This window comes from Sphingomonas sp. Leaf4, from assembly GCF_920939515.1.
GTDB lineage: Bacteria > Pseudomonadota > Alphaproteobacteria > Sphingomonadales > Sphingomonadaceae > Sphingomonas.
The window spans coordinates 243694-261052 of record NZ_CAKLBB010000006.1 but is presented as its reverse complement, the minus strand read 5'-3'; the positions used below and the strand labels follow the sequence as shown (position 1 = coordinate 261052).

17 protein-coding genes are annotated in these 17359 nt (G+C 68.6%); 10 read left to right on the top strand and 7 right to left on the bottom strand.

From position 1 onward, the window contains the following. Positions 1-57 precede the first annotated feature (57 nt). Positions 58-507 carry a hypothetical protein gene (locus tag LRA89_RS11110; RefSeq protein WP_230770189.1) on the top strand — a complete coding sequence of 150 codons (450 nt, stop codon included), beginning with the start codon at positions 58-60 and terminating at the stop codon, positions 505-507. Positions 508-706: 199 nt separating this feature from the next. On the opposite strand, the gene LRA89_RS11105 is transcribed toward LRA89_RS11110, so the two are convergent. Continuing rightward, on the bottom strand, positions 707-2218 hold the full coding sequence (locus tag LRA89_RS11105) for a replicative DNA helicase (protein ID WP_230770188.1): 1512 nt from the start codon (positions 2216-2218) through the stop codon (positions 707-709). Positions 2219-2297: 79 nt separating this feature from the next. Between LRA89_RS11105 and LRA89_RS11100 the strand changes: the two genes are divergently transcribed. Genes LRA89_RS11100 through dcd form a run of 4 tightly spaced genes read left to right on the top strand, consistent with a single transcriptional unit; the run spans position 2298 to position 4442 of the window. Continuing rightward, complete coding sequence (locus tag LRA89_RS11100) at positions 2298-2780, top strand: UPF0262 family protein (RefSeq protein WP_055760277.1); 483 nt, start codon at positions 2298-2300, stop codon at positions 2778-2780. Beyond that, positions 2777-3448: a GH25 family lysozyme gene (locus LRA89_RS11095; RefSeq protein WP_230770187.1), complete on the top strand. Its 672-nt coding sequence runs from the start codon at positions 2777-2779 to the stop codon at positions 3446-3448. Before LRA89_RS11100 ends, LRA89_RS11095 begins: the two co-directional genes overlap by 4 nt. Continuing rightward, the gene (locus LRA89_RS11090) at positions 3445-3891 is read left to right on the top strand and encodes a cytidine deaminase (protein ID WP_230770186.1); all 447 of its coding nucleotides are present in this window, start codon (positions 3445-3447) and stop codon (positions 3889-3891) included. Before LRA89_RS11095 ends, LRA89_RS11090 begins: the two co-directional genes overlap by 4 nt. After that, positions 3888-4442, top strand: coding sequence for a dCTP deaminase (gene dcd, locus LRA89_RS11085; RefSeq protein WP_056497555.1), 555 nt, complete (start codon positions 3888-3890; stop codon positions 4440-4442). Before LRA89_RS11090 ends, dcd begins: the two co-directional genes overlap by 4 nt. Before the next feature lie 113 nt (positions 4443-4555). On the opposite strand, the gene LRA89_RS11080 is transcribed toward dcd, so the two are convergent. Both LRA89_RS11080 and LRA89_RS11075 read right to left on the bottom strand, forming a co-directional pair. Further along, on the bottom strand, positions 4556-5551 hold the full coding sequence (locus tag LRA89_RS11080; protein WP_056497560.1) for an SDR family oxidoreductase: 996 nt from the start codon (positions 5549-5551) through the stop codon (positions 4556-4558). A 53-nt stretch (positions 5552-5604) separates the two neighbouring features. Beyond that, a complete protein-coding gene (locus LRA89_RS11075) occupies positions 5605-7710 on the bottom strand; it encodes a ComEC/Rec2 family competence protein (RefSeq protein WP_230770185.1) in 2106 nt (701 codons plus the stop codon). Between the two features lie 65 nt (positions 7711-7775). Here LRA89_RS11075 and gltX point away from each other — a divergent pair, with 65 nt between their 5' ends. The 4 genes from gltX (at position 7776) to LRA89_RS11055 (ending at position 11210) form a co-directional block, all read left to right on the top strand. Continuing rightward, positions 7776-9206, top strand: coding sequence for a glutamate--tRNA ligase (gltX, locus tag LRA89_RS11070; protein ID WP_230770184.1), 1431 nt, complete (start codon positions 7776-7778; stop codon positions 9204-9206). Between the two features lie 19 nt (positions 9207-9225). Continuing rightward, positions 9226-10509: a citrate synthase gene (locus LRA89_RS11065; RefSeq protein WP_055760259.1), complete on the top strand. Its 1284-nt coding sequence runs from the start codon at positions 9226-9228 to the stop codon at positions 10507-10509. Continuing rightward, positions 10509-10715: a hypothetical protein gene (locus tag LRA89_RS11060; protein ID WP_055760256.1), complete on the top strand. Its 207-nt coding sequence runs from the start codon at positions 10509-10511 to the stop codon at positions 10713-10715. Before LRA89_RS11065 ends, LRA89_RS11060 begins: the two co-directional genes overlap by 1 nt. A gap of 69 nt (positions 10716-10784) precedes the next feature. After that, positions 10785-11210 (top strand): hypothetical protein, encoded by a 426-nt coding sequence (locus LRA89_RS11055; RefSeq protein ID WP_230770183.1) that lies wholly within the window; start codon positions 10785-10787, stop codon positions 11208-11210. 10 nt (positions 11211-11220) lie between these two features. On the opposite strand, the gene LRA89_RS11050 is transcribed toward LRA89_RS11055, so the two are convergent. From LRA89_RS11050 to LRA89_RS11035, 4 genes are read right to left on the bottom strand one after another with little or no spacing between them, the layout of a single operon-like run. Beyond that, positions 11221-12585: a PAS domain-containing sensor histidine kinase gene (locus tag LRA89_RS11050; protein WP_056497571.1), complete on the bottom strand. Its 1365-nt coding sequence runs from the start codon at positions 12583-12585 to the stop codon at positions 11221-11223. Next, a complete protein-coding gene (locus tag LRA89_RS11045; protein WP_230770182.1) occupies positions 12582-13676 on the bottom strand; it encodes a DUF2336 domain-containing protein in 1095 nt (364 codons plus the stop codon). The genes LRA89_RS11050 and LRA89_RS11045 overlap by 4 nt, the downstream gene beginning before the upstream one ends. A 36-nt stretch (positions 13677-13712) precedes the next feature. After that, entirely contained in the window at positions 13713-14888 is a 1176-nt protein-coding gene (locus LRA89_RS11040; protein ID WP_230770181.1) for a hypothetical protein, read from the bottom strand. Positions 14889-14897: 9 nt separating this feature from the next. Beyond that, on the bottom strand, positions 14898-16019 hold the full coding sequence (locus tag LRA89_RS11035; protein WP_230770180.1) for an anhydro-N-acetylmuramic acid kinase: 1122 nt from the start codon (positions 16017-16019) through the stop codon (positions 14898-14900). Positions 16020-16124: 105 nt separating this feature from the next. Here LRA89_RS11035 and tyrS point away from each other — a divergent pair, with 105 nt between their 5' ends. Beyond that, on the top strand, positions 16125-17348 hold the full coding sequence (tyrS, locus tag LRA89_RS11030) for a tyrosine--tRNA ligase (protein WP_230770179.1): 1224 nt from the start codon (positions 16125-16127) through the stop codon (positions 17346-17348). Positions 17349-17359: the final 11 nt, after the last annotated feature.

Here is a 17359-nt window from a genome sequence, read left to right as displayed (position 1 = left end):
GAGGGGAGAACGCACACCCCCCTTGCCCAACCTCGCCAACCGGCGCACAGCCGCGCGATGCCATCCGCCGTCGCCTATTTCACCAACGCCCGCCTGATCGTCGCGCCCGTCTCGCCCATCGCATCGGGGGCCACGCTGGCGCACAGCCCGCGATGGTTCGGCAAGTCGGTCAAGAAACCGATCCTTGCCGCCGCGATCGCCGACGCGCTGGCCGCCGCCACGACCCCGCTGCCCGATCCCACCCCGGAAGCGGCGAAACGCAGCTTCATTCCGTTTCAGGACGCCGCCGAGGTCAAGAACTTCAAGACCTTCATGCGCGACGCCCGCCGCGTCGACTTGGAGTCCGACGGCGACCGCGTGACCCTCACCCCGCTTACCAACCTCGGCCCCAACAACGGGTTCGAGGCGAACGACGGTGATGCGGTCACGCTCCCCGCCGCCGACCCCGACGCGCTCGCCGGAACGCTGCTCGACCTGCTCGGCCTGCGCCCGGCGCCAAGCGCCTAAGCCGCATCGTCACCCCGGACTTATTCCGGGGTGACGATGCGAGGCAGCCAAGCTTTTCCTACACGCCGCAGCGCTGCTACGCTCCCCACGGACCATCACAGGAGCGCCGATCATGCCCGACCGATTTGACCGAAATCCCGCCACAATCCGGCCCCGTTTCGCGCCGCGAGTGTAAACTTTGGAGACTTTGGACGCCGCCCTACTCGTCCAGCCCGCTGAACCCGCCGCCGGCATAGTCGCTGAACTTGGTGATCGACGGCTCGAACTTCAGCGTCACCTTGCCGGTCGCGCCATGGCGCTGCTTGGCGATGATGAGTTCGGCGAGGCCATAGACCCGTTCCATGTCCATCGCCCATTTGGCGTGGTCCTCGAACACGCGGGCGTCGTCGCCGTCGCGCGGGCGCTTGGGTTCCTTGGCCGCGACGTAATAATCCTCGCGATAGACGAACCAGACCATGTCGGCGTCCTGCTCGATCGACCCCGATTCACGAAGATCGGACAATTGCGGGCGCTTGTCCTCGCGCTGCTCGACCGCGCGGGAAAGCTGCGACAGCGCCACCACCGGCACACCGATGTCCTTGGCCAGGGTCTTCAACCCGCGCGAGATTTCGGAGATTTCCTGCACGCGGTTGTCGCTGCCCTTGCCCGACCCTTGCAGAAGCTGGAGGTAATCGACCACCACCAACCCCAGCTCGCCGTCGAGCTTGCGGTGCAGCCGGCGGACGCGGGTGTGGAGGCCGGAGATCGAGAGCCCGGCGGTATCGTCGATATACAGCGGCAGTTGTTCGAGGTCGGCGGCGGCATTGGCCAGCCGGGTGAAATCCTCCTTGCGGATCTTGCCCATGCGCAGCGATTCGGAACTGATCGCCGCCTGTTCGGCAAGGATACGGGTGGCGAGCTGGTCGGCCGACATTTCGAGGCTGAAGAACGCGACCTTCGCGCCGACCGACTTGCCCTTCTCCATCCCCGCGCGCTGATCGTCCATGAAGCGCTGGGCGGCGTTGAACGCGATATTGGTGGCGAGCGACGTCTTGCCCATGCCCGGACGCCCGGCGAGGATGATGAGATCGCTGTGGTGCATGCCGCCGATCCGGCCGTTGAGCGAATCGAGTCCCGTCGTGACGCCCGACAGGCCGCCGCCCGAATTCATCGCCCGCTCGGCCATGCGGACCGCCATCGTCGTCGCCTGCGCGAACGACTTGACCGCATTGGCCGAATTGCCTTCGGCGGCGACCTTGAACAACGCTTCCTCGGCCGCCTCGATCTGCTTCTTCGGGTCGACCTCGGTCGAGGTGTCGGTGGCATTCTCGACGAGGGTGCGGCCGACGGTGATGAGCGCGCGGAGCTGCGCCAGATCATAGATCTGCTGCGCGAACTGGCGGGCGCCGAGCAGGCTGGCGTTCGATCCGGTGATCTCGACCAGATATTGCACGCCGCCGCGCGGGGCGAGCAGTTCGTCGCCGTCGAACATCGGCTTCAACGTCACCGGGCTGGCGATCATGCCGGTGCGGCGCACGTCGCGAATCCGCTCGAAGATGCGGACGTGCGCGGGGTCGTAGAAATGCTCGGCGTCGAGCCGTTCGACCATGTCGTCGGCAAGGCCGTTGTCGATCATCATCGCCCCCAGCAGCGCGGCTTCGGCGTCGACGTTGTGGGGCACGCGCGGCGGCGCGGGGGGATTGCCCCCGGCGATGTTGTGAACAGTGGCCATCGCCCCTTTTCCCAGACCTTGGGCTTGCCCACAATGATTTTGCGGTGGACGCCGCGCGCGGGAGCGGCAAGAGGATGCCATGGCCGACCCCCGGATCATCGACGTCACGCTGGACGAGCGCACCATCCTGTGGCGCAGCGCCGATATTGAGCAGGAACGCCGCATCGCGATCTTCGATCTGCTGGAGGCGAATCATTTCGCCCCCGATCGCACCCCCGCCGATGCCTATGCCGGGCCGTATCGCATCGCGCTGTCGGTGCCCGAGGGCCGCCTCGCGATCGACATCATGCGCGAGGACGGCAGCCTGATCGAGACGCTGGTGCTGGGCATGGCACGGCTGCGTCGCCCGATCCGCGACTATTTCGCGATCTGCGACAGCTATTACAAAGCCATCCGCCAGGCGACCCCGCACGAGATCGAGACGATCGACATGGCCAGGCGCGGCATCCACAACGACGCCGCCGAGGCGCTGAAAGAACGGCTGACCGGCAAGGTCGCGATCGATTTCGATACCGCGCGGCGGCTGTTCACGCTCATCTGCGTGCTGCACATCAAGCAATGACCCGGGCACGGATCGTCCTGATCGTGGCCGCCGTGCTGGCGGTCGCCACGCTCATTGGCTGGCGCTGGTCGCTCGGCTGGGCACCGGCGACGGCGCGGTTCGCGGTGCAGGGTGTCACCGTGTCGGCGGCGGACGGCGCGATCGACTGGCCGATGGTGCGCGCGCAGGGGGCGGACTTCGCCTTCGTCACCGCATCGTCGGGCACGGCGCGCGATCCGGCGTTCGAGGGGAACTGGAACGCCGCCCATGCCGCGGGCCTGCGCCACGGCGCGCTCCACCGTTTCTCGCTGTGCGAGTCGACCGCCGATCAGGTGACGGCGTATCTGACCACCGTGCCGCGCGCGGCCGATGCGCTGCCCGCCGCGCTGGCGCTGGATGTCGCCGAGGATTGCGACGCCCACCCCACCCGCGCGCAGGTGCTGAGCGCGATCCGCGGTTTCCTGGGGCCGGCGGAATATCACGACGGCCGCCCGATGATGCTGCGCGTGTCGGCGGCGTTCGAGGACGAATACCGGGTGAGCGAGGCGATCGTCCGCCCGCTATGGGCCGAACGCGCCTTTCTCGAACCCGCGTATCTGGCGCGGCCGTGGCGACTGTGGCAGGCGAACCCGGCACGCCGCATCGACGGCGTCGCCCGTCCCGTTGCCTGGAGTGTCGCCGCGCCATGACCGATCCCGACCGCCTGATCGCCGCCGCGCGCGAGGCCGCCGTTCATGCCCATGCGCCCTATTCGAAGTTCGCGGTCGGCGCGGCACTGCTGCTGGCCGACGGATCGATCGTGACCGGCGCCAATTTCGAGAATGCCAGCTACGGCCTGTCGCTCTGCGCCGAAACGGTCGCCACCGCCACCGCCAGCGCCAGCGGCCGCCTGCGCGAGATCGTCGCGGTCGGCATCGTCGGCGGGCGCATCGGACAGGCCGATACCGATCCGATCCGCCCGTGCGGCCGTTGCCGTCAGGTGCTGAACGAAGCCGCGCAAATGGGTCCGCTCGGCGATATGGACGTCTATTGTTCGGGGCTCGCCGGCGGGATCATCGAAACACATCGCCTGTCCGTGCTGCTGCCCAGCGCGTTCGGACCGGCCAATCTTGGTATCGGGGAACACGCATGACCATCCTGTCGGATCGCTGGATCCGCGAAACCGCGCTCGCGACGGGCATGATCGAACCGTTCGTCGAATCGCAACGTCGCGACGGCTGCATCAGCTACGGCCTGTCGTCCTACGGCTATGACGCGCGCGTCTCGGACGAGTTCAAGATCTTCACCAACGTCGATTCGGCAGTGGTCGACCCGAAGGACTTCGCGCAGAACAGCTTCGTCGACCGCAAGACCGACGTGTGCATCATCCCGCCCAACAGCTTTGCGCTGGCCCGCACCGTCGAATATTTCCGGGTGCCGCGCGACGTGCTGGTCATCTGTCTCGGCAAATCGACCTATGCCCGCTGCGGCATCATCGTGAACGTCACGCCGCTGGAGCCCGAATGGGAGGGGCATGTGACGCTGGAGTTCTCGAACACCACCCCGCTCCCCGCCAAGATCTATGCCAACGAAGGCGCGTGCCAGTTCCTGTTCCTGAAGGGCGACCAGCCGTGCGAGACGAGCTACGCCGATCGCGCGGGCAAATATATGGGCCAGCGCGGGGTAACGCTGCCGAAGCTGTAACTCTCGCCTCCCTGGAAGGGAGGGACCGGGGGTGGGTGGGTCCGCGTGGGAACGTAGCATCTGCCCCATACCGACCCACCCCAACCCCTCCCTTCCAGGGAGGGGCCAGGAAATCATGGGCTGCCTTTGCCGCCATGCGCGCCGACCGCCGTGCCGGTCGAGAAGCTGGCACCACTCTCCGCCAGCATCACGAACAGCCCGGCGAGTTCGGCGGGCTGGCCAGCGCGGCCGAGCGGCGTGTCCTGCCCGAACTCGCCCATGTCGCCCGGCAACTGTCCGCCCGCGACCTGGAGCGGGGTCCAGATCGGGCCGGGCGCGATCATGTTCACCCGGATGCCGCGCTTCGCCAGTTGCTTGGCCAGCCCCTTGGTAAAGATCAGGATCGCGCCCTTGGTCGAGGCATAGTCGAGCAGTTCGACGCCGGGGTCGTAGCTGTTGACCGACCCGACGTTCAGGATCACCGACCCCGGCACCATGTCGCGCGCCACTTCCTTCGCGATGCGGAAATAGGAAAAGATATTGGTCTCGAACGTCCGCACCATCTGTTCGTCGCTGATCTGGAAAATGTCTTCCTTCGACTGCTGATAGGCCGCGTTGTTGACCAGCAGGTCAACCCCGCCCAGCCCCCTCTTCGCCGCCACGACGATCGCCTGACACCCCTCCAGCGTGCGCAGGTCGCGCGGGATCGCCACCCCCTTGCGCCCCGCCTGCCGGATCAGGTCGATCACCTCGCGTGCGTCGCTTTCCTCGTCGGGGTGATAGTTGATCGCGACGTCCGCCCCTTCGCGCGCGAAGGCGATGGCCGCCGCCCGGCCGATGCCGGAATCCCCGCCCGTCACCAGCGCCTTGCGCCCGGCGAGCTTGCCCGATCCGCGATAGCTGCGCTCGCCGCAATCGGGGCGTGGGCTCATCTTCGATTGCAGCCCCGGCCATGGCTGGCGCTGCTCCGGGAAGGGGTCGCGGGTGTAAGCGGTGCGCGGGTCGCGTAGCGTCGGCCCCACCGCCGGGGTGGGGGCCGCGCCCTGTCCGGCGAAACCGGCGGAGGCGATGCCGCCCAAGCCGACCGTCGCCGCGCCCAAAACTGCCCGCCGTGAAGGTCCGTATTCCATCGTGCGATTTCCCTGTCCGTCAATCGCGCCAACGGTTCGGATCGTCCTTTGGTTCAGTGGCTTGGGCGTACCGTTTCGGCCCGTTCCCACGGGTGCCGGCCGTCCGATCGCACCACGCGCACCCGGCCGTCGGCCAGCGACACCGCCACCCCGCCGGTCCGCGCGAGCATCGCCCGGTCGAGCTTCAACCAGCGCGGAATGCAGGCCGCCGGCAGCCGTCGGTCGCTGACCACGATGTCGGCGCGCCGGCAAACCCCGACCAGTTCGGCCCATGGCACCGCATAGCCGCTGCGCGTCGCGACGATCGTCCAGCGCCGCCCGCCCGCCGTCCGCGTCGCGATGCACAGATCGGGGCTGCACGCCGTTCCCGGCTGTTCGGACAGCGGCGGCAGATCGCCCTCCACCCCGCCGCCCTCGCCCAGCGTCGAGCGGACATAGTCCCCCGCCCGGTCGCGCAGGATCGCCATGCCGCCATCCGGCCCGCGCAGCGCCAGATGCCGCCCGTCTCCCGTCACCAGCAGGTCGGGCGCGGGGGTCGCCAGCGCCCATAGTCCGCCGATGACGAACGGCACCACGCCCCATCGCCTGAGCGACGTGCGCCACAGCGCGACCCACAGGCCGCCACCCACCATCAGCGCGAATGCGCCGCCCGGCATCGCGGGCAGCGCCGCGACCGATCCTGGTGCGGCGGCGACGCTCCGCGCGATCCACAACAGCAGCGACAGCGACAGCTCGACCGCCCACCACGCCGGCGCGCCGAACCCGACCACGTCGAGCGCCAGTGCCAGCGCTTCGAGCGGCATGGTGACGAAGGTGGTGAGCGGAATGGCGACGATATTGGCCAGCGCGCCGTACAGCCCGGCCTTGTGGAAGTGATACAGCCCGATCGGCATCAACGCCGCCTCGACCACGACCCCGGTCAGCAACAGCGAGGCGAGGCCGCGCGCCAGCCGCCGCGCGACGCCTTCGTCGCGCGCGCGGAACCAGCGGGTGACGCGGGGATGTTCGTGGAGCGCGACGATCGCGGTCACGGCGGCGAAGCTCAACTGGAAGCTCGGCCCCGCCAGCGATTCGGGCAGCACCAGCAGGACCAGCAACGCCCCGGTCGCGATCATCCTAAGCGTGATCGCCTCGCGCCCCAGCGACAGCGCGGCCAGCACGAGCAGCGCGGCGATGCACGACCGCACCGTCGGCACGTCCGCCCCCGACAGCCATGTGTAGAAGATCGCAGCGCCTGCCCCCGCCCCCGCCGCGACGACCGGCAACCGGACCCTGAGCGCGATCGGCGGAAACAGCGCGAGCAGCTTTAACACCACGGTCATCGTGCCCACGACCACCGCCGTGACGTGCAGTCCGCTGATCGATAGCAGATGGGCGAGACCCGAACGGCGCATCGCCTCGGCATCCGCCTCGGCGATCGCCCCCCGGTCGCCGGTGACGAACGCTGCCGCGATCCCGCCCGCGCTGCCCTCCACCCGTGACTGGATATGGTTGGTCAGCCGGCTGCGCAGCCCGGCATTGCCGGTTTCGCCGGGTTGCAGCACCGCGATCGGCGCAAAGCCGCGCCCGGTCGCGCCAATCCCCTGAAACCACGCGACGCGGCGGAAATCATAGGCCCCCGGCACCGCCGCATCGGGCGGCGGCATCAACCGCGCCCGCAGCGCCACCTCCGCCCCCGCCGTCACGCCGGGCGGCAGGTCGCGTTGCGCGACGTTCACCCGCACGCGCGGCGGCATCCCCGGATCGTCAGTCCGCAGCGTCAGGCGCACCAGTTCGCGCGCCGGCAGCGGCTCGACCCGTTCGACCTTCGCCGTGAGCGCGACGACGGCGGGCCGCGCCAGCACCGGTGTCGCCACCCGCTCGGCACGCCACCACACCAGCGCGCAGCCGAGCATCGCCAGCACCCCGCCCCACAGCAGCACCCGCCCCGCCCGGCTCCACCATGGCAGCGCCAGCCCGGCCAAGGCGACGGCGGCGGCAGCGAACAGGAAGCCGCCCCACCCGGCCGCATCGGGCAACAGGAACCACGCCGCGATCCCGCCCCCCAGCGCGACCGGCAGCCACAGCGGCAATTGCGCCCGCTCCGCTTCCAGCCACAGCTCGATTTGCCCGAGGAACCCAGCGGGGGTGCCCAAGGTTTGAAGCAGGCGGGGGGCCATGCTAGAGGCGCTCGCGGCTGTACCGGCCATAGTCTTATCCACCCGATGTCTGGGAGCATCCGCGCTTGGGCGCAACCAATTCCACGGCGCAAGTCGTCACCCGTTTCGCGCCGTCGCCGACCGGCTTCCTCCATATCGGAGGGGCGCGTACCGCCTTGTTCAACTGGCTCTATGCTCGCCGCCACGGCGGACAGTTCCTGCTGCGGATCGAGGATACCGACCGGGCGCGTTCAACGCAGCCGGCGATTGATGCGATTCTCGACGGCATGCGCTGGCTCGGCCTCGACTGGGACGGCGATGCCGTGTTCCAGTTCGCCCGGGCCGATCGCCATGCCGCCGTCGCCCGCCAGTTGCTGGACGCCGGCCATGCCTATCGCTGCTATGCGACGCCCGACGAACTGACCGCGCTGCGCGAGGAGCAGCGTGCGGCCGGCAAGCCGATCCGCTACGATGGCCGCTGGCGTGACCGGTCGCCGGAGGATGCGCCCGAGGGTGCGCCGTTCGTCGTCCGGTTGAAGGCGCCGAAGGAAGGCGCGGTCACGATTTCGGATCAGGTGCAGGGCGACGTCACCGTCGCCAACGCCGAACTCGACGATTTCGTGCTGCTGCGCTCCGATGGCACGCCGACCTATATGCTGGCGGTGGTGGTCGACGACCATGACATGGGCGTCACCCACGTCATTCGTGGCGACGATCATCTCAACAACGCCTTCCGTCAGCTCGCACTCATCCGGGCGATGGATGTGGTCGAGGGCGGCTGGCCCGACCCGATCTATGCGCATGTGCCGCTGATCCACGGCGCGGACGGCGCAAAGCTGTCCAAGCGTCACGGCGCGCTGGGCGTCGAGGCGTATCGCGACGAACTGGGCGTGCTGCCCGAAGCGCTCAACAACTATCTGTTGCGGCTCGGCTGGGGGCATGGCGACGAGGAGATCATCGACCGTGACCGCGCGATCGAAATCTTTGGCCTCGGCGGCGTGGGCCGCTCGCCGTCGCGCTTCGACACCAAGAAGCTGCTGCATCTCAACGGCCATTATATCCGCGAGGCGGACGATGCCCGGCTCACCGATCTGGTGGCGGCACGACTGCCCGACGGGATCGACCGCGATCTGTTGCAGCGCGCCATGCCGGTGCTGAAGGTCCGCGCCGCCGATCTGAACGAGCTGGCCGCCAATGCCGGCTTCTTCTTCCGGTCACGCCCGCTCGCGATGGATGACGGTGCCACCACGCTGCTGACACCGGAAGCACGTGCGATCCTGACGCGGTTGCACGCCAAGCTTGACGCACTCGCAGCATGGGATACGGAGACGATCGAAGCTGCGGTACGCGAAGTGGCGGAGGCAGCGGCGTTGAAGCTGGGTGCCGCCGCGCAACCGCTTCGCGCCGCGCTGACGGGCTCGCGCACCTCACCGGGGATTTTCGACGTGCTTGCCCTGCTGGGCCGCGACGAAAGCCTCGGACGCATCAAGGACCAGATGGCCGCACCGGCCGCATAACGGAAACAGGAGACGCCGCATGGCTGAAGACGCGAAACTGCAGGTAGCGGGCAAGGACGTCCAGTATCCGGTACGATCGGGCACCATCGGCCCGGATGTCATCGACATCCGCAAGCTCTATGCCCAGACCGGCACCTTCACCTATGATCCGGGCTTCACCTCGACCGCGAGCTGCGATTCCGCGCTCACCTATATCGACGGTGACGAGGGCGTGCTGCTCCACCGTGGCTATCCGATCGGCCAGCTCGCCGAACAGTCGAGCTTCATGGAAGTCGCCTATCTGTTGCTGAACGGCGAACTGCCGTCGGGCGACGAGCTGGGCAATTTCACCACCACGATCAGCCGCCACACGATGCTGCACGAACAGCTTGCGACCTTCTATCGCGGGTTCCGCCGCGATGCGCATCCGATGGCGATCATGTGCGGCGTCGTCGGCGCGCTGTCGGCATTCTATCACGATTCGACCGACATCACCGATCCGCACCAGCGGACGATCGCGTCGCACCGGCTGATCGCCAAGATGCCGACGATCGCCGCCATGGCGTACAAGTACAGCGTCGGTCAGCCGTTCCAGTATCCCGACAATTCGCTGAGCTACACCGGCAATTTCCTGAAGATGACCTTCGGCGTGCCGGCCGAGCCGTATGAAGTGAACCCAGTCGTCGAAAAGGCGCTGGACCGCATCTTCATCCTGCATGCCGACCATGAACAGAACGCCTCGACCTCGACCGTGCGGCTTGCCGGTTCGTCGGGTGCAAATCCGTTCGCGTGCATGGCGGCGGGCATCGCCTGCCTGTGGGGTCCGGCGCATGGCGGCGCGAACGAAGCCGCACTCAACATGCTGCGCGAGATCGGCACGCCCGATCGCATCCCGGAATATATCGCCCGCGCCAAGAACAAGGACGATCCGTTCCGCCTGATGGGCTTCGGCCACCGCGTCTACAAGAACTACGATCCGCGCGCGACCGTGATGCAGAAGACCGTGCGCGAAGTGTTCGAATCGCTCGGCGTCACCGATCCGGTGTTCGAAACCGCGCTGCGTCTGGAAGAAATCGCGCTGTCGGACGATTATTTCGTCGAGAAGAAGCTGTTCCCGAACGTCGACTTCTATTCGGGCGTCATCCTGTCGGCGATCGGCTTCCCGACCACGATGTTCACCGCGCTGTTCGCGCTCGCCCGCACCGTCGGCTGGGTCGCGCAGTGGAACGAGATGATCTCGGACCCCGAACAGAAGATCGGCCGCCCGCGTCAGCTCTACACCGGGCCGGCGCAGCGTGATTACGTATCGGTCGGCGAACGCTGATGCGCATCGTCCGGCGCGTGCTGACGATCGCGGGCGCGATCCTGGCGTTCGTCGGACTGTTCTGGCTGGGTCAGGGGATGGGCATCATCCGCTGGCCCGCCAGTTCGTTCATGATCGATCAGTATCTGTGGGTCGTCACCGGATCGGTGGTCGCGGCACTCGGGCTGTTGCTGGTGCTGATCGCGCGTCGGTTGCCAAGGCGGTAAGCCGACCGGCTTGCCCGCGACTGCCGGTCGTGCCACCTTTCCCCTGATAAAAATGAGGGGGATGACCGGATGACGGGCCTGCTGACGGCAGCATTGATGCTCGCGCAACCGGGTCTGACTCCGTCCGGCCCACCAACAGCGCAGGGCACCGTCCGCACGGTGCAGCGTCTGCTGGAGGCCACCGACGCCGGCGATGATGCCGCGTTCCAGCGAACCACCCACCAGTTCACGGTGATGTTCACCGGCGACTTTGGCGCGCCGGCGACGCGCGCCGACTTCGCGCAGATCCTGAAGCTATGCACCGATCGCAAGATCGGCGAGTCGAGCGTGGTCCACCGGATGAAGGAATTTCGCACCGTCCGGCTGACGATGCGCTGTACGCTCGATCCAAAGCTTACACCGGCGGCGATGGTGATGGACATCATGGCGAACGACGATGTCGCGGTCGCGGCGTTGACCGGCGGTATCGAGGCGATCTGGCCGACGACCCGTTGACCGCAGCGACCTATCGCGCCGGTAGCAGCAGCACGAACCGCGCGCCCTCGCCCGGCGCGCTGTCGAGCAGGATGTCGCCGTCCATCGCCCGCGCCAGCCGCCGCGCGATATAGAGGCCGAGCCCGCTACCGCCCGGCTCGCCCGGATCGACCCGGCCGAATTTCTCGAAGATGCGTTCGTGATCCTCGGGCGCGATGCCCTTACCCTGATCGGCGACGATCACGCAGGCGCTCTCGCGATCGCGTTCGAGGCGGATCCACACCATGCCGCCCGGCGGCGAATAGCGCACCGCATTGCCGATCAGGTTGACGAGGATTTGGAGTACCCGGCGAAACTCGCCACTCGCCGCCATCGAATCGTCGAACGAAGGGCGGTCGATCCGCACGTCGCCCTGTGACGCGCGTACCGCCAGCAGCCCCGCCGCACGCCGCGCGACATCGGCAAGGTCGAGGTCCTCGACGCTGACGACGAAATCGGCGCGCTCGATCGCCGACAGATCCTCCAGATCGTCGACCAGCCCCAGCAGGTGGCGCGCCGCGCTTGCAATGTCGGTGGCATAGCCGGTGTAGTCGTCGGTCAGCGGCCCCTCGGTCCGTGCCGACATGCTGTCGGCATCGGCGATGATCCGCCCAAGCGGATCGCGCAACGCCCGACCGACACGGCGGCTAAACGCTTCGGACAAATCGCCGGGCGGCGGAGCTTCCGCGACGATCGGCTCGTCGGGCACGATGGCATAGGCTGCGCCGTCGAACCCGGCGAAGCGCCCCGCCGCGTCGCGCCGTGGCACCGCCGCCAGCCGGACGCGGTGTGGCGTCCCGCGAACGCCCGCCTCCTGCTCGTCGAACATCGCCTGCGACGCGACGGCGCCCAGCAGCGGGAAACCGCCCTCGCCATCATCGTCGAGCACGAACAGCCGCGTCACCGGCTGGCCCAGCACCGTCAGCGGATCGAAGCCATGGCTTGCCCCCGCGTGATCCGAAACATGGGTCAGGTGCAGCGACGCATCGGTGGTCCACAGCCAGTCGGCATCGGCGCGCAGGAAATCCGCCTCGCGCCCGGTGTCCTCTCCCTGCCACGGCGCACCGGCATGCCATCCGGCCGCCTCCAGCCGGATGCCGAGATCGTCGGGCCGCGCGGTGACGGTGAGTTCGAGGTCGTCCTCGCCATCGGCGGCGGTGATGGTCCGGGTCAGTTCGATGCCGAGGCGCTGCACCAGCCGGACGAGCGCCGCGATCTGCGGCACCGCCACCGGCTGCCCCACAGCACCACCCGCCCGCCGGTTCAGTTCGGCGAGGCGTGGTTCGGCATCGAGCAGCACTCCGTCCGCCGACACCCGGCCGAACGCCGGCGGCAGACCGGAATCGCGCGCGATCACGTCTGTCCGCCCAGCGCCAGCATCGCCGCATGATAGTCGGGGTCGAGCGCCATCGGCGCCAGCGCGAGCCGCGCGGCGGCGGGCGTGACCGCCATGATCGAATCGATCGCTTCGGCCAGCGCCTCGACATTGCGTGCCGGCTCCGCCTCGGTCAGCGCGAAGCCGATCCGGGCGATCACCGTCCGGTCGAGATCGACCGCGCGCAGCACGACCCACAGCCGGGTGCCGTCGCGATCGATCAACAGGTCGCGCACCCGGTCGAACGCCAGCCCGCTAGCCTTGGCCAGCAAGGCGACGAAGAACACCAGCCGCCCGTCGCCGATCGCCTCGATCAGCAGGCCGGGCAGTTCGTCGCGCTGCGCATCGACCGCCTGCGCCAGCCGCATCGCCGCGACCTCCAGCGGCACCAGCTCCGCCTGAGGATCGAGCGCGCGGCGGACGGATTCGGACAGCGCGGCATCGAGCAGCGTCGTCGCATCGCCCGCCGCCACTGCCTCGCGCAGCGCCGCCGCGACCCACCATGCGACCCGCTGGTGCAGCGGCCGGACAAGGTCTACGACCGTGACATCGCCATCCCAGCGCGGACCGCGCCGGGCCTGCGCCGCCAGCATCGCCACCGCCGCCGCCGCGACCAGCCGGTCGCTCGCCTGCGCCATGCGCGCGATCATCGTCGGCCGCTCCAGCCCCTCGGGCAGCGTGACCGGCAGCGCGGCGGCGATATGCGCCAGCCGGACCCGCGCCAGCAGTTCGCCGAACAATGCGCCATCGCGGAACAGCCCGGCGCGGTTGACGCGGTCGAACGTTCCGCCGCAGCCGCGCAACTGCTGCGCTAGTGCCGCCTCGCCGCGCGTGGTCAGCAGCCGGACACCATGATCGCGCACCTCGGCCTCTACCGCACCGACCACACCGCGCATCGCACCGTGGAGCGCGGTGGCGGTACGATCGTCGATCCGGGCATCGTCGGTCAGATGAAAGGTATCGGCGGCCGCCCGCAGGCGGGATGCACCGACCCGTTCGGCCGATGCGACACGATCGAGCAGCGGCGGAACCGCAGCCGAAAAGAAGAGAGGATCGAGCGGGTCGTATGCCATTGGAACGGCCCTAGAACGGCGGCGGTTAAGGTTGAACTAAACCCGCCGCCGCAATGTCTCAATCGCCATCGTCAGGCTGACCGCGCCATGCAGCGCGATCAGTGCCAGCCCGATGGTCGTCACGCCGCCCAGCGCAAATGGTGCGAGCAGCACGAGCGCGGTCGCGGGCGATGCCGCCCACGGCGCGACCGGCCCCGGCACCCGCCCGCCGATCAGCGTCGCCGCCATGCCGGCCAGCCCAAGCACCGCCGCCGTCCCGCTGCCGACGCTCGACGCATGAACCCCGGCGATACCGAGCACGCCCAGCACGCCCAGTGCCGCAATACCCTGTTCGCCGATCCGCGCCTGCGCATCCTCGCCCCGCAGCCAGCCGAGCAGCGATCCCGCCGACAACAGCACCATCGCGACGACCATCACCACCGCCGCCGGCCCCGCCCCCCACCACGGAATCGCCGCCAGTCCGCCCAGGGCGATGGCCGCACCCGCGCCGAGAACACCTACCGCCGGCACCCGCCGCCGGACGAACAACGGCAGGATCAGCCGGGTCAGCGGCGTGAAACAATAGCGGTCGATCCAGCCGCTGCGCGCCTCGGCCAGCGACGCCAGCACATCGCGGCTGCGCACTTCCAGCGTGGCGGCATCGCGCTCGACGCCGTGGCCGGCACGGATCGCGCGCGCCGGGAGCAGGACATGCCCCGCCCCCGCCTGGGTCGCGACCCTCAGCAACGTCGACTGGAAATCATATTCGCGCGGCAATCGCACTACATCGTGCAGCCGATCGACCGACAGCGTCGCGACGCCGGCCCAACAATGCCCGGCATCGACCCGCTCCACCGCCGTCGCGGCATCGTCGTCGGGCGTGACCAGCAGCGTGTCGGCCGGCTCCAGCGCCATCGCCGCGACTACCGCATCGGTGGTGACGAGCCCGTCGGCAAGCGCGAGGATCGTCCCCAGCGGATGCGCGCGTGCGACGGCTTCCTCGGCCGACCGGACCAGATCGACGCTCGCCCCGCGCCGGCCGATCCGGTTGATCGCCGCCGCCAGCGTCGGCGTCACCCGCGCCACCGCGACCAGCAACTGGGTCACGCCCGCCCCGATCAGTAGTCGCGCCTGATACTCGATCAGCGTCATGCCGCCGAACGGCAGCGTCGCCGCGAGGACGCCGGGCTGGCGTTCGGCTTCCTCGGTCGCGAAAATCAGGCCGGTGCGCATCCCCGCCGGTTAGGCCCCCACGACGCGAAGCGCCAGCCCCACACGCGGCGCAGCGTGAAAGCTGCCCCCGGTGAGCGGCATCGGCACGCCGGTCGTTCCCGGAAAGCTGATCGGCAATCCCTTGCGCGACCGCACCGCGAGATAGGCGAATCCTTCCGCCTCCACCGCATCGCCGTTCCAGCCGACGCCGTCGCTGGGGATCGGAGTCAGTCCGGTGCGCTCGGCGATCATCTTCAGCATCGTCGGATTGCGCCGCCCGCCGCCCGCGACGACCAACGCCTGTGGCCGCACCGGCAGCCGGTCGATCGCTTCGGCGACACAGGCGGCGGTGAACGCGGTCAGCGTCGCCGCGCCATCCGCCGCACTCAACCCCCGCGCCGGCTGGATCGTGAAGTCGTGCCGGTCGAGCGACTTGGGCGGTGCCAGATCGAAGAATGGATGGTCGAGCATGCCGGTCAGCACCGTCTCGTCGATCCGCCCCGCCGCCGCGAGCGCGCCATCGGCATCGAAGCGCGCGCCGGTTTCCTGCTCGACCCAGCTATCGACCAGCCCGTTGGCCGGGCCGGTGTCGAACGCGATCAGGTCGCCGTCCGCGCCGATCCACGTGATATTGCCGACCCCGCCGAGGTTCAGCACCGCCACCGGCCGCGCCATGTCGGCGGCAAGCGCTGCATGATAGATCGGCAGCAGCGGCGCGCCCTGCCCCCCGGCCGCGACATCCGCCGTGCGCAGACCGGCCACCACATCGATTCCAGTCGCCGCTGCCAGCGCTGCGCCATCGCCCAATTGCCATGTCCAGCCGCGATCGGGACGGTGCGCCACCGTCTGTCCATGGAAACCGATCGCTTCGACCGCGCGTGCCGCCACATCGGCTTGCGCAAGCAACGCCGCGACCGCCGCCGCATGGGTGCGGGTCAGCAATTGCTCGGCCCGGGTCAGCAACGGGTGCTCGCCCGGATCGTCGAACAGCAACGCCAGTTCGGTCGCGGCGGCCAGCGTCGCGCGATCCTCATCGGTATAGGGTTGGCCGACGAAGGCCATCGCGCGCACCTGATCCTCGCCATCGGTTTCGATCAGCGCGGCATCGATCCCGTCGAGCGAGGTTCCGGACATCAAACCGATCGCGAGCATGGGGCGGCCTTCGTAACCAAGCATTGGCTGGCCACTCTATCGCTCCCGGCGGACAAGTCGAGAGGCGTGGACTTGCCCCCCGCCGGAGCGCTACAGCGCCAGATCATGACCGACTATGCTTCCGATCTGCTGCGCCTGCTGTCCTCGCGCGGGTATATCCATCAGTTGACCGACGCGGCGGGCCTCGACGCGCTCGCCACCCGGCAGATCGTGCCGGGCTATATCGGTTTCGATCCGACCGCGCCGTCGCTGCATGTCGGCAGCCTCGTCCAGATCATGCTGCTGCGCCGGCTGCAACAAGCGGGCCACAAGCCGATCGTGCTGATGGGCGGCGGCACCGGCAAGATCGGCGATCCGAGCTTCAAGGACGAGGCACGCCGCCTGCTGACCGACGAGGTGATCGCCAGCAACGTCGCGTCGATCAAGACGGTGTTCGAACGCTTCCTGACCTTTGGCGACGGGCCGACCGATGCGGTCATGCTCGACAACGCCCAGTGGCTCGACGCGCTCGAATATATCCCGTTCCTGCGCGACGTCGGCCAGCATTTCTCGGTCAACCGGATGCTCAGCTTCGATTCGGTCAAGCTCCGGCTCGACCGCGAACAGTCGCTGTCGTTCCTCGAATTTAATTACATGATCCTCCAGGCGTATGATTTCATGGAATTGTCGCGCCGTGCCGGCTGTCGCCTGCAAATGGGCGGGTCGGACCAATGGGGCAATATCGTCAACGGCATCGAGCTTGCCCGCCGCATGGACGGGACCGAGGTGTATGGCATCACCACCCCGCTCATCACGACCGCTGACGGCGGCAAGATGGGCAAGACCATGTCGGGCGCGGTGTGGCTGAATGCCGAGCAGCTATCGGCATATGATTATTGGCAGTTCTGGCGGAACACCGACGATCGCGATGTCGGCCGGTTCCTGCGGCTGTTCACCGACCTGCCGCTCGACGAGATCGCACGGCTGGAATCGCTGCCGGGTGCCGAGATCAACGAGGCGAAGAAAGTGCTGGCCGACGCGGCGACGGCAATGTGCCGTGGGGCCGCCGCCGCCGCCGAAGCTGCGGGAACCGCGCGGCGGACGTTCGAGGAAGGGGCAGCGGGCGATGCGCTGCCGACCCATGCCGTCGTTGGCGCGATCAACGTCGTCGATGCGCTGGTTGCGCTGGGGCTGGCGACGTCGAAGGGTGAGGCACGGCGGCTCATCAAGGGCGGCGGTGCCCGGGTCGATGGCGAAAAGGTCGTCGACGAAGCACAGTCGATCGCGGTCGTGGCGCCGGTCCGGGTGTCAGCCGGAAAGAAGCATCACGGGCTGCTCGTTCCGGCCTGACCGGATCGGCC

Bases quoted from the DNA above. Each gene is read 5' to 3' on its own strand.
- LRA89_RS11110 (WP_230770189.1), top strand. From the start codon at position 58: ATGCCATCCGCCGTCGCCTATTTCACCAACGCCCGCCTGATCGTCGCG.
- LRA89_RS11105 (WP_230770188.1), bottom strand. From the start codon at position 2,218: ATGGCCACTGTTCACAACATCGCCGGGGGCAATCCCCCCGCGCCGCCG.
- LRA89_RS11100 (WP_055760277.1), top strand. From the start codon at position 2,298: ATGGCCGACCCCCGGATCATCGACGTCACGCTGGACGAGCGCACCATC.
- LRA89_RS11095 (WP_230770187.1), top strand. From the start codon at position 2,777: ATGACCCGGGCACGGATCGTCCTGATCGTGGCCGCCGTGCTGGCGGTC.
- LRA89_RS11090 (WP_230770186.1), top strand. From the start codon at position 3,445: ATGACCGATCCCGACCGCCTGATCGCCGCCGCGCGCGAGGCCGCCGTT.
- dcd (WP_056497555.1), top strand. From the start codon at position 3,888: ATGACCATCCTGTCGGATCGCTGGATCCGCGAAACCGCGCTCGCGACG.
- LRA89_RS11080 (WP_056497560.1), bottom strand. From the start codon at position 5,551: ATGGAATACGGACCTTCACGGCGGGCAGTTTTGGGCGCGGCGACGGTC.
- LRA89_RS11075 (WP_230770185.1), bottom strand. From the start codon at position 7,710: ATGGCCCCCCGCCTGCTTCAAACCTTGGGCACCCCCGCTGGGTTCCTC.
- LRA89_RS11065 (WP_055760259.1), top strand. From the start codon at position 9,226: ATGGCTGAAGACGCGAAACTGCAGGTAGCGGGCAAGGACGTCCAGTAT.
- LRA89_RS11060 (WP_055760256.1), top strand. From the start codon at position 10,509: ATGCGCATCGTCCGGCGCGTGCTGACGATCGCGGGCGCGATCCTGGCG.
- LRA89_RS11055 (WP_230770183.1), top strand. From the start codon at position 10,785: ATGACGGGCCTGCTGACGGCAGCATTGATGCTCGCGCAACCGGGTCTG.
- LRA89_RS11045 (WP_230770182.1), bottom strand. From the start codon at position 13,676: ATGGCATACGACCCGCTCGATCCTCTCTTCTTTTCGGCTGCGGTTCCG.
- LRA89_RS11040 (WP_230770181.1), bottom strand. From the start codon at position 14,888: ATGCGCACCGGCCTGATTTTCGCGACCGAGGAAGCCGAACGCCAGCCC.
- LRA89_RS11035 (WP_230770180.1), bottom strand. From the start codon at position 16,019: ATGCTCGCGATCGGTTTGATGTCCGGAACCTCGCTCGACGGGATCGAT.
- tyrS (WP_230770179.1), top strand. From the start codon at position 16,125: ATGACCGACTATGCTTCCGATCTGCTGCGCCTGCTGTCCTCGCGCGGG.